The sequence below is a fragment of the Streptomyces roseoverticillatus genome, assembly GCF_000719265.1.
In the GTDB taxonomy this organism is placed as follows: Bacteria; Actinomycetota; Actinomycetes; order Streptomycetales; family Streptomycetaceae; genus Streptomyces; species Streptomyces roseoverticillatus.
Map to the genome: position 1 here is coordinate 213,333 of NZ_JOFL01000007.1, position 12,979 is coordinate 226,311.

A 12,979-nucleotide genomic window follows, 5' to 3' on the forward strand; every position below is an offset into this window, starting at 1 on the left:
GGGTCCGTCAGGTCCCCCGGGACGGAGGTGACATACCGTCAGTGGCGCTTTCGCGGCCCCGCCGCCCGGCCGTGCCACAGTGGGTGGCATGGGTGACACGGGTGACATGCGCGCCGCCTACATCGAACGGTTCGGCCCGCCGGAGGAGATCGTGGTCGGCGGGCTCCCCGCGCCGCGCCCGGGGCCCACCGACGTCCTCGTCGACGTCGCCGCCACGGCCGTCAACCCCGTCGACACGCTCATCCGCTCCGGGAGCTACCGGACCCCGCTGCCCTTCCCCTTCGTGATCGGCCGGGACATGGTCGGCACGGTCGCCGAGGCCGGGCCCGGTGCGCCCGGGTTCGCGCCCGGCGACCCGGTGTGGTGCAACAGCCTCGGGCACGGCGGGCGCCAGGGCCCCGCCGCCGAACGGGCCGTCGTCCCCGCCGACCGGCTCTACCCGCTGCCCGCCGGAGTGCGCGCGGAGGACGCCGTGGCCGTCGCCCACCCCGCCGCCACGGCGTACCTGGCGCTGTTCACCCACGGCCGGCTGCGGCCCGGCGAGACCGTGCTCGTCGCCGGCGCCGCCGGGAACGTGGGCAGCGCCCTCGTGACGATGGCCGTGTGGGCCGGCGCCCGGGTCGTGGCCACGGCCGCGGCGCACGACGCGGAGTACGTGCGCTCCCTCGGCGCCGCCGAGGTCCTCGACTACGCGGCCCCCGGCCTCGCAGGGCAGCTCGCGGACGCCGCGCCCCGCGGCGTCGACGTCCACGTCGCGACCCACGGCCGGCACGATCTGGAGGTCGCCGTGCCGCTGCTCGCCCGGCGCGGCCGGATCGTGGTGTTCGCGGGAACCACCGCGCGGCCCGTCCTGCCGGTGGGGCAGCTGTACCAGAAGGACGGGGCCCTCGTCGGCTTCGTGATCTCCCGCGCGACCGTGGCCGAGCTCGCGCAGGCGGCCGGCGCCGTGGGGCAGCTGCTCGGCGCGGGGCGGCTCCGGCCGCGGTCCGTCGAGGAACTGCCGCTCGCCGACGCCGCCGAGGTGCACCGGCGCATGGAGCAGGGGGAGCTGCGGGGGCGGCGGGTGGTCCTGAGGGTCTGAGGCCGGGACGGCGGGTACGGGCCCGTACCCGTACCCGGACCCGGACCCGCCGTCCTGACCCAGACCCCACCCGCCGGATCCGTGGATCTGACGCATCGTCGCCGGGCCCGTTGCCGGGGCCCTCCCCCGCTGCGCACCCTTGACCGTATGACTCCCCCAGCGACCACCGGCACCCCCGCGATCCTCCGGGTGCAAGCCCGCGTTCTGATCGCCGCCGCGCCGGACACCGTCTACGACACGGTCAGCGACCTCACCCGCAGCGGCGAGTGGAGCCGCGAGTGCACCGGCGGGCGCTGGGTGTCCGGCACGCCGCGCACGGTCGGCGCCGTCTTCCGCGGCGAGAACTACCGCGGGGCGGACGTCGTGCCCTGGGCGCCGGTCGTCCGCGGCCCCTGGACCACCGAGTCGGAGGTCGTGGCCGCCGAGCCATGGCGCCTGTTCCAGTGGGTGGTGCGCGACAGTGCCGGCCGGCGGCAGGACAGCACGTGGACGTACGAGCTCGAAGCCACCGCCGAAGGCTGCCTGCTCGTCCACCACTACCGGCTCGGACGGCCCACGGAAGGGCTCGCGAAGATCTTCGCTCAGCTGGGTGAGGACGGGCGGCGGCGGTTCACCGCCGCGTGGAACGAGAAGCTCGCCGACGACGTGGCCGCGTCGCTGTCGCGCATCAAGCGCGTGATCGAGCGCGGGGCCGGGCGGGGACCAGGGCCCGGGGCCGCCGAGCGGGGCGGGCTGGGATGACGAACCCGGCCGCGCCGTTACGGCCGAAGGCCGAGCGGTGGGACGCGGAGGACCCCGGCTTCTGGGAGCGGGGCGGCCGGCACGTCGCCCGCCGGAACCTGCTGCTGGCGGCGCTCGGCGGGCACGTGGGGACGTCCGTCCGCAGCATGTGGGCCGTCCTGGTGCTGTTCCTGCCGGCCGGCGACGGGCCCGCGCCCGGCCCGGGCGGGACGTCCCTGCTGCTCGTCACGCCGCTCGTCGCGGGGGCCGTGCTGCGGCCGGTCGCGGAGCGGGCGCTGGGCCGGCTGGGCGGCCGCGACCGTACGGTCGTCACCACGGCCGCGCTGGCCCTGCCCGTGCTCGCCGCGGTGTACGTGCTGCAGCAGCCCGGCGCGCCGCTGTGGCTGCTGGTGGCCGTCGCCGCGACCGCCGGGGCGGGGGATGTCGCCGCGGCCGCGTCGACCGGGGCGGCCGCGTTCTTTCCGCGGCGCGCGCAGGACCGGGCCGTTGCCGTCGCGACGGCCGGGGCCGGTCTCGGTGCGGCCGTCGTCCAGACGGCCGGAGTGGTGGCTGCCGTCACGGCCGGGGGGACTTCGTTCGTGTGGATCGCTGCCGTGCACGTGCCGTTGGTGGCGCTGGCCGCGGGCGGCGCGGCGCTGCGGATGGACAACCTGCCGGCGGCGCGGGGCGCGGCGGTCCGTGGGCCGCGCGGGGCTTCCCGGGACCCGCACGTGTGGGGGCTTTCGCTGCTGTCCCTGGCCACGGCCGGGTCGTTCACGGGGTACGGGCTCGCCTTCGGACTGGTGCTGCGGGGCGGCTTCGGCTCCTCCGTACCGACCGCTCTTGTGTGTGCGTTGCTCGCCACGCTGCTGGGCACGGCCGCCCGGCCCTGCGGCGGGCTCCTCGCCGGGCGGTGGGGCGGGGCGCGGGTCACACTCGTGAGCCTCGTGGGCATGGCGGCGGGGATGGCGGTCCTGGCCGCGGCGGCGGCGCGGGGTGCGGTGGGGGTGTGCGCCGCCGCGTTCACGGCGGTGGTCGTCCTGGCGGGACTCGGCGCGGGCGCCGTCGGTGTGCTCGTCCCGGCGGTGTTCGCCGCGCGGGCGGGCGCGTCCATCCTGGCCGGACGGGACGCGGCGACGGCCTTCGCCACGGCACGGGGCCGCTCCGCGGGGGTCGCGCGGGTTGCGGGCCTCAGCGGGGCCGCCGCCGCGCTGGGCGCCGCCGTGACGGGCCCGCTGCCCGCGCTCTGCGGGCTCCTCGCCTTCTACGGCGCGTGTGCGTTCGCCACTTGGGCGGCGTACGTCCGCGGGGGGTCGCGGGCGCTCACCCCGTACGGGCTGAGGTGAGCGCGGCACCACGGCGGAGGCGGTCGGTGCCCACGCACTCGCGCCGGCCCGGCACCGCCGGTCTCCACCGTCGTGGTTGCGCGCCGCCGCGGCGGATTCATGGGTGCGAGGCACCCATGGCCCGTCCCGGCGGCGCCGTGCGAGCCTTGGGCGGATTCGGCACCGCCGAGGCGCACCGCGGGGGCTGGTCGCCGTGGCGGCGGGATTTCTCTGCCTGCGGCAGAGGAGGGCAGGCAGGTTGCGCGCCGCTGCGGCGGAAGCAACTCGGGCGGCCTGCCTCACGAAGGTCAAGGAAGCCCCGCTGCCTTGAATCCGCCGCCACGGCGAGCAACCACCGCGGCGGAGACCAGCGGTGCCCCGCGCACCTGGGCCGGTACGGCACCGCCGGACTACGGCGTCGCGGCTGAGCACCGCCGCGGCGGAAGGGGGTTGAGCGGAAGGGGGTTGAGCAGCGCCAACCACGGCCGGAGCGGCACACGCTCAAGCCGGTTCGGCACCGCCGGGCCGTGCCGTCGTGGCGTAACGCAGTTCGTCGTAGAGGCGGGGCGTGTCCCGGGCGTGGCCGTGGGCGGCTACGTGGCCGTCCGGGCGGATGAGGTAGTAGCCGGGGCGGCGGCAACCGGGGGCGGCAGTCGGCAGGGCCACGCGTACGGGGTGGACACCGCGCCGCCCCTCGGCCATCGCGGTCGCCTCATCCGCCCACGCCTCCCCCGCCCCGGGGCGTACGGCCAGGAGCAGCCCCCAACCGGCCCCGTCCACCAGCCCCCGCGGGAACAGCTCCCCCGCCCGTACCCCGCCGCACGGCCGGGCCGGACCCTGCGTGCGGCGTTGCGGGCCGTAGGCGAGGCGGTGGCCTGCCATCACGGGGGCGTAGAAGCGGGTGACCGCGCCCGTATGTTCCAGGAGCCGGAACGCCGTGTCGCGCACGGCGACCCGTACGCGCCCGCTCACCATCCACGCCCTCGTCTGCAGGTCCGTGTCGCGCACGATGCGCCGCGTGGCCTCCTCCCGTTCGGCCTCGTAGCCGTCCAGCAGGGACGCCGGGGAGTCCCCGTGGAGGACCGCGGCGAGTTTCCAGGCGAGGTTGTGCGCGTCCTGGAGGCCGTTGTTCATGCCCTGGCCGCCGGCGGGACTGTGCACGTGCGCGGCGTCGCCGAGCAGGAAGACGCGGCCGCGCCGCAGCACGGCCGCACGCCGCGCGTGGACGCGGAAGGCCGCGTGGTGGACCGGTTCCGTGATCCGCACGCCCCGCGGCCCTCGCGCGTCGAGCAGTTTCTGCATGTCCGTGACGCCCGGCACCGGCGCCCCCGCGGGCAGCGCGGTCAGCACGCGGAAGACCTCCCCCGGCATCGGCACGATCACCAGCGTCCCTGACGGCGCCTGGTAGTAGAGGATCTCCCCGGGCGGCAGGCCGGAGCCCCCGACCCGCGTGTCCAGCACCGCGAACGTCATCGGATACGTGCTCCCCGCGAAGCCCGTCCCCAGCCGTTCCCGCACCGTGCTCCGCGCCCCGTCCGCGCCCAGGAGGTACGGCGTGCGGGCCCGTTCCGTCCGCCCGTCGGCGTGGCGCAGCGCCACCGTCACGCCGCGGTCCGCCGGTGCGAGGTCCACGAGCCGCACGCCGCGTTCGACCGTGCCGCCGAGCTCGTGCAGCCGGCGCGTCAGGAGCGCTTCCGTCTCGTACTGCGGCAGGTTCCGCGCCGCGCACCACGCCGGGAAGGCGAACGCCGCCAGCGGCCGCCCGCCCGTGAAGTAGCGGTAGCCGTCGATGCGTACGGACGCGGCCCGGACGTCGTCGCCGATGCCGAGGTCGTCGAGGATGGCGAGGGCGCGGGGCCAGAGGGACAGGGCCCGCGGGGTCGGCGCGGGCGCGGGGGCCTGGTCGACGAGGCGTACGGGGATGCCGCGGCGCAGGAGTTCGCAGGCGGCCAGGAGCCCGGTGGGGCCGGCTCCGGTGACGAGGACCGCGGGCCCGGGCTCAGGCCCCGGCACTGCCCAGGCTCCGGGCGAGTTCGAGGCGGCGGACCTTCATCGTGGCGGTGCGGGGCAGCGCGGACAGCGGCAGTTGCACGGGCCGGGCGAGCTGGGGCCAGTCGGCGGTGGCGGCGGTCCAGCGGGCGTGGTCGAGAGGGGCGTCGCCGCGGGTGCAGACCACGGGGACGGGCTCCCGGCACGGGCCGGGCACGAGAACGACCTCGGCGAGTTCGGGCAGCCGGTCCATCAGCCGGTCCTCGACGTCGAGCGTGGAGCCGATCTGCGGGATGACGTCGACCTCGCGGTCGAGGAGGTGCAGGCAGCCGGACCGGGTGCGGTAGCCGACGTCGCCGGTGCGCCACCACCCGTCGTGCAGTTGGTGTGCGAAGCGCTCGGCTTCGGCGTGGTAGCCGGTGGCCCGGCCCGCGGCCCGTACTTCGATGGCGCCGGGCCGCTCCCGCGTCGCGCGCCGCCCGCCGGGCGTAGCCAGGCGCACGCGGACGCCGGGCAGCGGGCGGCCCAGGCAGCGGCCGTCGGCGCGGTGGGCGGTGCGCCGCGTGTACCAGCGGCCGGTCAGGGGGCCGCACTCGCTCTGCCCGTAGAACTGGAAGAACAGGGGCGCCCGGCGGCGGGAGGCGCGCAGCAGCCTGCGCATGGTGGGCGGGTGCAGGGCGTCGAAGGTGGAGCTGAAGTACCGGACGGAGGCGAGGGGCCGGCGCGGGTCGTCCGCGAGGTCCTCCCACGCCATGAACGAGTTGGGGTGGGTCTCGACGAAGCCGGGGCGCGTACGGGCGAAGAGGTCCGCCACGTGCGCCGGTCCGGGGTCGCCGACGATGACGAGCGGCATGCCCTTGGGCAGGGCGACGGCAAGCGCCAGGTACATCCGCGAGTGGACGGGGCTGAGGTGGGCCGCGTACGTCTCGGGCTTACGGATCAGGGCGGCGAGCCTGCGCTGCGGCGCGTACCGGCCGTACAGGCTCGCCGCCGTGTGCACCACCAGTTTGGGGAGGCCGGTGGTGCCGGAGGTGTGGGTCATCAGCGCGGGGCGGTCCGGGTGCAGGAGCACGGGGGCGCGGCGCGGGGCGCCGGCCAGTGCCGCGAGGGGCGTGCAGCCGGGGCGGGCGGGGCCGGTGGTGAGGACGCCGGCGGCGATGTCCGGCAGGGAGAGGGGCGCGAGGCAGGTGCGCAGTTTGTCGTCGTCGGTGAGCAGGTGCGGCCGGTCCAGGCGGCGCAGGAGCGCGCCGGCCGTGGCCCCGTCGAGCTCCGGGGAGAGCAGGACGGGGACGGCGCCGATGCGGGCGGCCGCGCAGGCCAGCAGGTACGTGTCGAAGTTGGCGGCCTTGTGGACGGCGAGGTGCTCGGTGGAGCGCACGCCGGCCGCCCACAGCCGGGCGGCGAGGTCGTCCACGTGGGCGGCGAGCCCGGCGTAGGTCAGGTGGCGGCCGGTGCCGGGCAGGGCGTCCAGGTCGTGGTCGAGGGTGATGGTGACGTCGCCGTGCCGGGCTGCGGCCTGTTCGGGGACGAGGCCGAGGCGGAGGGCGTTGCGGTGGGACCCGTGAGGGCCGTTGTCGTGGCCGTTGTCGTGGCTGTTGTGGTGGGCGTTCATGGGAGCTCCGCGATGCGCTGCTGCAGCAGGACCGCGTCCTGCGCGCCGAGCCTGATGCCGAACGTGCCGCGCAGGACGTGGACGACCTCGTCGGGGGCGAGTTCGGTGCGCAGGAGGCGGCCGTCGGCGTAGCGGGCGGTGAGGGTGCGGCCGGTGAGCGTGTGGCGGACGTGGTCGTCGCCGCGCTGGACGACCATCCGGTCCGTGAAGGGCGACCGGGGGTGGTGGGAGGTCCAGTAGTGGGCGGACTCGAAGTCGTCGGGGGCGTGGTGCTCCGGGCGGAAGGCGTAGACGTCGAACCAGCCGTCCGGGTGCAGGGAGCGCAGGGCCCACTGCTCGGGGGCGGGACCGGCCGGCGGTTCGAGGTCCAGGCGCCAGGTCCAGTCACCGGTGGTCACGGTGGCGCCGGGGGCGAGGGGTACGGGTTCGAGGGGTCCTTCGTCGCCGAAACCGGCGTCGCACAGCCAGGGGCGGCCGTCCGCCTCGACCACCAGGGTCGTGTGCGAGCGGCGGCGGACGCGGGTGCTGCCGCGGCGGACGCGGGCGAGGTGGCGGACGACGGGGAAGCCGAGGCGTTCGAGGACGGCGGCGAAGAGGAGGTTCTGCTCGAAGCAGTAGCCGCCGCGGCCGGCGTGGACGATCTTCCGCTGGAGCGCGGCGGTGTCGAGGGGCATGTCCCGGCCGAGCAGGACGTCGAGGTTCTCGAAACTGACGGCGGCGGTGTGGGCGCGCTGGAGGGTGCGGAGGGTTGCGGCGGTGGGTGGGAGGGGGTGCCGGCCGGTGAGGCGGATACGGGTGAGGTAGGCGTCCAGGTCGAGGGGGGTGGTGTCCCAGGGGGGTGTGGTGCCGCCTCCGGGCGCGGGCGCGGCTCCGGCTCCGGCGGGTGCGGACGGCCCGGCTGGGCCGTGGACGACGGCGGTGTTCGGCATGGGCCGTACGCTCCTTCCTTTCGCAGGTGCGGGGTCCGCTGCGCGGTGGCGGGTCGCTGCGCGGTGGCCCCGCTCGTACGGCACCGCCGGTCAGCGGCGTCGTAGTGTCTCGCCGTTGCGGCGGGAAGAACCTGCCGTGGCGACGACGAAGTACCGGTCGGCCGGGGCCCCGGCGGGGTGCCGGGCCGGCGCGGCCGGGGTGCGCACCCCGATCCACCGGTCCGATCCGCCGGTCCGATCCGCCGGTCCGATCCGCCGGTCCGATCCGCCGTACGGCACCGCCGGTCAGCGGCGTCGTGGTCTTTCGCCGTTGCGGCGGAAGGGAGCGGAAGGAATCTGCCGCTGCAATGGCGACGTACCGATCGGCGAGCGTCTTGCGAGTGCCCCGACGGGACCGGCGCTGTCCCAGACTGCGCCGCCCCAACACCCCGTGGCCACGGCCCACCCGGCAGTCCGTCACCCCGCCGGGCGCTCCGTCACGTTCGGCCGGGTACCTGACACAGCGGCCCGCCGTCCGGGGCGCGTGCGCAAGGGGCCGATCTACCCTCGGACCGTCCGGCAGGGCCGGAGGGCCGGCGCCGTTCGCCGCGGCCCCCGCCCCGTACCGGGACCTCCGACGGAGAAGCGGGGACCGACATGACCAAAGTGGTACTGATCTCGGGCAGCCTGCGCGCCGCGTCGGTGAACTCGGCGGCGCTCAGGGCCGTCCGCCGCATCATCGCGCAGACCCGTCCGTCCGCTTCGGCGGTCTCCCTGCCGATCGGCCGGCTGCCGTTCTACAACGGCGACGCCGAGTCCGCGGGGACGACCCCGGCCGTGGCCGTCGCCCGCGCCCTCGTCGCGAACGCCGACGCCCTGGTGATCAGTACGCCCTGCTACAACGGCGCCGTGCCGGGCGTGCTGAAGAACGCCCTCGACTGGCTCTCCCGCCCGGACGGGGCGAGCCCGCTCACCGGGCGGGTCGCCGCCGTCCTGAGCGCCTCGCCCGGCGGCCGGGGCGGGATCGACGCCCAGCCGGCACTGCTGGACCTGCTGGACAGCTGCGAGGCGATCACCGTGGAACACCCGCCCGTAGCCATCCGCAGGGCACACCAACGGCTGGACGGGGCGGGCGAGATGACCGATCCGGAGGCGGTCGCGGCGCTGCGGGAGCTGGTGGACGCCACGTTCGAGGCCGTGGCCATCATGGCCGAGCAGCGCCGGTCGGTGCTCCGTACGCATGAGCCGCCTCGGAACCCCGGGGCGCCTCAGGCGGTTCCGCCGGTCCCGTCGCCGGCCGCAGGCCCCTTGTCGAGGGCCGGGGTCACCCTGTCCAGGAGCTGATGCCAGGCGTCGTTCAGCTCCTTGAGCGCCTCGGTCTCCAGGCGCGAGGCCAGTTCGCCGTGGTCGATGCCGAACCACTGCAGGTGTCCGAGCAGGCGCCGCGCGGTGGCGTACGTGCCGGGGCCGGGGGGCGCTTCCCCCGCGGCCTCCAACTCGTCCAACTCGCTCAGCTCGCCCAGCTCATCCAGCTCGCTCAGCTCGTCCAGCGTCTCCTCCGTCACCGCCGTGACCGTGCCCCGGGTCAGCAGCGGCGCCGCGTACCGCGTGGGCAGGAGCCCGGAGGCGCCGGGTTCCGGCACGGTGGTCGCGGTCCACAGCAGCCGCTGGGGGCGGGCGCCACGGGCCGCCAGCGCGTGCCACCGCGGTTCGCCGAGCATCCGCTCGTACTGCTCGTGGACGTGCCGGGCGGCCGCGACGGCGACGGCACCCCGCATGGCCCGGGCCTCCAGCGTGCCCTCGCGGTCGAGGAGGGCGTCGACGGCGGTGTCGATGCGGCTGACGGGGAACGCGGCGACCGACGCGAGGGAGGCGAGGGGCCGGCCGGCGGCGCGGGCGCGCTCCAGTCCTTCCGCGTAGGCGTCCCAGGCCTGGCGGTGGCACGCCGCGGACAGGACGAGCGTCGCGCTCACGTTGATGCCCTCGGCGAGGCACGCGCTGAGGGCGGTGAGGCCGGCCGCCGTGGCCGGTATGCCGAGCATGGCGTTGCGGCGGTCGACGGCCCGCCACAGCATGCGGGCCTCGGCGAGCGTGGCTCCGGCGTCGTGGGCGAGCCGCGGGTCGAGGGTCACGCAGACGAGCCCGTCGACGCCGGCGGTCGCCTCGTGGACGGGCCGCAGGATGTCGCAGGCCCACCGGATGTCGTGGACCGCGAGGGCCTTCAGGGCCCGCTCGGCGGGGACGCCGCGCTCGGCGAGGTCGCCGAGCTGCCCGGTGTAGTACGGGCCGCCGGCCGGCGAGCGGGCGAGGAAGGCCGGATCGGAGACGACGCCGGCGATGCGGCCCTGACGGGCCAGGGCCGCGAGCCTTCCGCTCGCGAGCCGCTGCCGGCTGAGGCCGTCGAGCCAGACGGAGATCCCGGCCGCGCCCCAACGGCGGGAAGCGGCAGCGGCTTCCGCCGGGCCGCACCCCGGTTCGCCGGCCGCGCCCGGGGCGGGCGCCCGCCCGGTGGGCCCTGTAGGCCCCATGGGCCCGGCCGGAGCCGGGGGCCCGGCGGGCCCCGTAAGCCCGGCCCCCGCGCCGCGGCCCTGCGGGCTGCCGGCACCTGCAGGCTTACCCGGCACAGCGGCGGGCGCCGGGGCCGTGAAGCCGGCCCCCGTCCCCCGGCCGTACCGGCTACCGGCCGGAGCCGGACCCTGTGCCTGCTCCGCCGGCCCGAGCCCGGCCGATCTCGTGGGCGCGGCTCGCGCTCCCCCGCCGCGTCGGCTGTCGCCGGCCGCACTCGGACTGCGCGCCTGCCCCGTGGAGCCCGCTGACCGGTTCACTCCTACGGAGCCGGGCTCCGCCTCTCCGCCCTGCCGGCCCGCAGGGCCGCCGGCGCCGCCGCTCACCGCGGCCACCGTTCCCCCGCGCGGGGCGCCCCCGCCGCGCGGGCCAACGTGGCGCGGGCCGTGGCCGCTACCCGTTCCGGGGTGAGGCCGGCGTGGTCGAGCAGGCCTCGTTCGTGTTCGGCGGCGGCGCCCAGGAGTTCGTACCGGCCCACCGCCGCGCCCGCCCCGACCGAGACGGTGGCGGGCGCGCCGGGCGGCAGGACGGTGTCACGGTAGGCGCGGCTCTGCTGCCGGAACCACGCGGCGCAGGGCATCGACACCACGCGCGTGGCGATGCCCTCGCGTTGCAGGATGCGGCGGGCGTCCAGCGCCGCCGGCACCTCGCCGCCGGCGGCGACGAGGACGACGTCGGGGGCCGTGGCGCCAGGGTCGGCGTCCAGGGCCTCGGCGAGGATGTAGCCGCCCCGCGCGGCGCCGTCGCCCGCCGGAACAGCAGGCGCGCCAGGAGCACTAGGAACACCAGGAGCAGCAGGAGTTGGGCACATTCCTACGAGGTTCATGCGACCGGCACCTCCGGAGCGAGCGCGGCGAGCAGGTTGCCCACGATGCGCGGCCCCCCTTGCGTGAGGACCGATTCCGCGTGGAACTGCATGGAGGCGAAGTGCGGCCCGCGCAGGGCGTGCACCTCCCCGGTGTACGGGTCGCGGCTGACGCCGACCGTGCCGATCCCGCCGACGTCCACGCTGTCCCGGTCGCTGCGGGCGGCGAACGTGTTGTAGAAGCCGACGCGTTCCCGTACGCCGAACAGGTCGATCTCGCGCTGGACGCCCTGGTTGGGGACCTCCCGGCGGACGAGCTCGAAGCCGAGGGCGAGGGACAGCACCTGGTGGCTGAGGCAGACGGCGAGGAAGGGCCGCCGCTCGTCCAGGAGCGCACGGACGGCGCCCCGCAGGTGGGCGATCTTGGGATGGCGGCCGTCGCGGGGGTCGCCCGGGCCGGGCCCCATCACGACGAGGTCGTGCCCGTCGAAGGCGTACGGCTCGTCGAAGCGGCGGACGGTCACCGTCAGCCCCATGGCCCGCAGTTGATGGTCGATCATCGAGGTGAAGGTGTCCTCGGCGTCCACGACCAGGACGCGCCGCCCGGCCAGCCCCGGCGCAGGGTGCGTCCGTTCCGCCTCCTGGGCGAGCCAGAAGCCGGCGATGGTGTCGTTGCGCTGCTCCAGGGCGGCTCGTACGCGCGGGTGGCCGCCGAAGCGGGCCGCGCCGCCGGACTCCAGGGCGGAGATCAGCCCGGCGGCCTTGGCGCGGGTCTCGGCGACCTCGGAGGCGGGGTCGGAGTGGCGCACGAGCGTCGCGCCCACCCCGATGCGCACCTGCCCCGTACGGTCGATGTCGGCGGTGCGGATGAGGATGGAGGAGTCCAGGGTGCGCTCGCCGCCGGCGTCGCGGCCGATCAGGGCGAGGACGCCGCTGTAGTAGCCGCGGCCCTGGGGCTCGTAGCGGTCGATGACCCGGCAGGCGCTCTCCAGCGGGCTGCCGGTGACGGTCGGCGCGAACATCGTCTCGCGCAGGATCTCGCGCGGGTCGCGGTCGGTCGTGCCCTCGATGAAGTACTCGGTGTGGGCGAGGCGCGCCATCTCCTTCAGGTACGGGCCGACCACACGCCCGCCGCCCGCGCAGATGCGGGCCATCATCTTCAGCTCCTCGTCGACGACCATGTACAGCTCGTCGGCCTCCTTGCGGTCGGCGAGGAAGTCCATCACCTCGGGCAGGCTCGGGCCCGCGGCCGGGTAGCGGTAGGTGCCGCTGATGGGGTTCATCACGGCCGTGCCGCCGCGGACGCTGATGTGCCGCTCCGGCGTGGCCCCGACGAACGTGCGCTCGCCGGTGTGCACGGCGAACGTCCAGTACGCGCCGGACTCGCGCTCCAGGAGCCGGCGGAAGAACGTGAGGGCGTGGGCGGGCGTGTACCCGTCGATCCCGGCGCGGAACGAGCGCTTGATGACGAAGTTCGCCCCCTCGCCCTCGCCGATCTCGTCGGCGATGATACGGCGGACGGTGTCCGCGTACGTGGCGTCGTCCATGTCGAAGTGCCCGCCCGAGAGGGCGATCGGCGTCTCGGGGATACGGGAGAGCACCTCGGCCAGCGGCAGGACGGCCTGGTGGGTGACGGTCATGGCGAGCAGCGGCGCGCCGTCGTCCGCGCCGCGGAAGCCCCGCTCGGCGATCTGGCGGTACGGGACGATCGCCAGGACTTCGGCCGGGGCAGTGTCGGGTATGAGGGCGCTTGTAGTGCCGGATGCGGTGCCGGGCGCGCCGTCCCGCCGGGGGATGCGCGGGGATTCCTCCAGCCGGATCTCCCCCAGCGTCTCCGGAGCCGACATCTCCCCCAGGAGCAGCTCCACCGCGCCCGGACCCGTGGTCTCGGGGCGGTGGAGGAGCGCGAAGGCCGGCGGCTCGGGCGAGAGGATCCGCGCCAGCAGGTCATCGGTCATGTCCGGTTCCTCTCTG

At 76.4% G+C, this 12,979-nt stretch carries 10 protein-coding genes; 4 read left to right on the forward strand and 6 right to left on the reverse strand.

Annotated elements, in window-relative coordinates:
- Positions 1-106 precede the first annotated feature (106 nt).
- The 3 genes from IF61_RS0110755 (at position 107) to IF61_RS0110765 (ending at position 3,147) form a co-directional block, all read left to right on the forward strand.
- Entirely contained in the window at positions 107-1,081 is a 975-nt protein-coding gene (locus tag IF61_RS0110755; RefSeq protein ID WP_030366076.1) for an NADPH:quinone reductase, read from the forward strand.
- A 147-nt stretch (positions 1,082-1,228) separates the two neighbouring features.
- Positions 1,229-1,822, forward strand: coding sequence for an SRPBCC family protein (locus IF61_RS0110760; RefSeq protein WP_078660117.1), 594 nt, complete (start codon positions 1,229-1,231; stop codon positions 1,820-1,822).
- The gene (locus tag IF61_RS0110765) at positions 1,819-3,147 is read left to right on the forward strand and encodes an MFS transporter (protein WP_043188599.1); all 1,329 of its coding nucleotides are present in this window, start codon (positions 1,819-1,821) and stop codon (positions 3,145-3,147) included. The genes IF61_RS0110760 and IF61_RS0110765 overlap by 4 nt, the downstream gene beginning before the upstream one ends.
- Before the next feature lie 480 nt (positions 3,148-3,627).
- On the opposite strand, the gene IF61_RS0110770 is transcribed toward IF61_RS0110765, so the two are convergent.
- The 3 genes from IF61_RS0110770 to IF61_RS0110780 are packed head-to-tail and all read right to left on the reverse strand — an operon-like array spanning position 3,628 to position 7,656.
- Complete coding sequence (locus IF61_RS0110770) at positions 3,628-5,139, reverse strand: FAD-dependent monooxygenase (RefSeq protein ID WP_052392606.1); 1,512 nt, start codon at positions 5,137-5,139, stop codon at positions 3,628-3,630.
- Positions 5,126-6,727 carry a class I adenylate-forming enzyme family protein gene (locus tag IF61_RS0110775; protein ID WP_052392607.1) on the reverse strand — a complete coding sequence of 534 codons (1,602 nt, stop codon included), beginning with the start codon at positions 6,725-6,727 and terminating at the stop codon, positions 5,126-5,128. The genes IF61_RS0110770 and IF61_RS0110775 overlap by 14 nt, the downstream gene beginning before the upstream one ends.
- A complete protein-coding gene (locus IF61_RS0110780) occupies positions 6,724-7,656 on the reverse strand; it encodes an arylamine N-acetyltransferase family protein (RefSeq protein WP_078660118.1) in 933 nt (310 codons plus the stop codon). Before IF61_RS0110780 ends, IF61_RS0110775 begins: the two co-directional genes overlap by 4 nt.
- 636 nt (positions 7,657-8,292) lie before the next feature.
- On the opposite strand from IF61_RS0110780, the gene IF61_RS33345 reads away from it, so the two are divergent.
- Positions 8,293-8,979: an NADPH-dependent FMN reductase gene (locus IF61_RS33345; RefSeq protein ID WP_052392608.1), complete on the forward strand. Its 687-nt coding sequence runs from the start codon at positions 8,293-8,295 to the stop codon at positions 8,977-8,979.
- On the opposite strand, the gene IF61_RS0110790 is transcribed toward IF61_RS33345, so the two are convergent.
- The 3 genes from IF61_RS0110790 to IF61_RS0110800 all read right to left on the reverse strand — a co-directional run bounded on the left by IF61_RS0110790 (position 8,904) and on the right by IF61_RS0110800 (position 12,963).
- Positions 8,904-10,163 carry a transaldolase family protein gene (locus tag IF61_RS0110790; protein WP_052392609.1) on the reverse strand — a complete coding sequence of 420 codons (1,260 nt, stop codon included), beginning with the start codon at positions 10,161-10,163 and terminating at the stop codon, positions 8,904-8,906. The genes IF61_RS33345 and IF61_RS0110790 overlap by 76 nt on opposite strands.
- 359 nt (positions 10,164-10,522) lie before the next feature.
- A complete protein-coding gene (locus tag IF61_RS35185; RefSeq protein WP_107043021.1) occupies positions 10,523-11,026 on the reverse strand; it encodes a transketolase-like TK C-terminal-containing protein in 504 nt (167 codons plus the stop codon).
- Entirely contained in the window at positions 11,023-12,963 is a 1,941-nt protein-coding gene (locus IF61_RS0110800) for an anthranilate synthase family protein (RefSeq protein ID WP_107043022.1), read from the reverse strand. Before IF61_RS0110800 ends, IF61_RS35185 begins: the two co-directional genes overlap by 4 nt.
- Positions 12,964-12,979: the final 16 nt, after the last annotated feature.

Excerpts from the sequence above, each read along its gene's own strand:
- IF61_RS33345 (WP_052392608.1), top strand. The coding sequence starts at position 8,293 with ATGACCAAAGTGGTACTGATCTCGGGCAGCCTGCGCGCCGCGTCGGTG.
- IF61_RS0110765 (WP_043188599.1), top strand. The coding sequence starts at position 1,819 with ATGACGAACCCGGCCGCGCCGTTACGGCCGAAGGCCGAGCGGTGGGAC.
- IF61_RS0110775 (WP_052392607.1), bottom strand. The coding sequence starts at position 6,727 with ATGAACGCCCACCACAACAGCCACGACAACGGCCACGACAACGGCCCT.
- IF61_RS0110790 (WP_052392609.1), bottom strand. The coding sequence starts at position 10,163 with ATGGGGCCTACAGGGCCCACCGGGCGGGCGCCCGCCCCGGGCGCGGCC.
- IF61_RS0110800 (WP_107043022.1), bottom strand. The coding sequence starts at position 12,963 with ATGACCGATGACCTGCTGGCGCGGATCCTCTCGCCCGAGCCGCCGGCC.
- IF61_RS0110755 (WP_030366076.1), top strand. The coding sequence starts at position 107 with ATGCGCGCCGCCTACATCGAACGGTTCGGCCCGCCGGAGGAGATCGTG.
- IF61_RS35185 (WP_107043021.1), bottom strand. The coding sequence starts at position 11,026 with ATGAACCTCGTAGGAATGTGCCCAACTCCTGCTGCTCCTGGTGTTCCT.
- IF61_RS0110780 (WP_078660118.1), bottom strand. The coding sequence starts at position 7,656 with ATGCCGAACACCGCCGTCGTCCACGGCCCAGCCGGGCCGTCCGCACCC.
- IF61_RS0110760 (WP_078660117.1), top strand. The coding sequence starts at position 1,229 with ATGACTCCCCCAGCGACCACCGGCACCCCCGCGATCCTCCGGGTGCAA.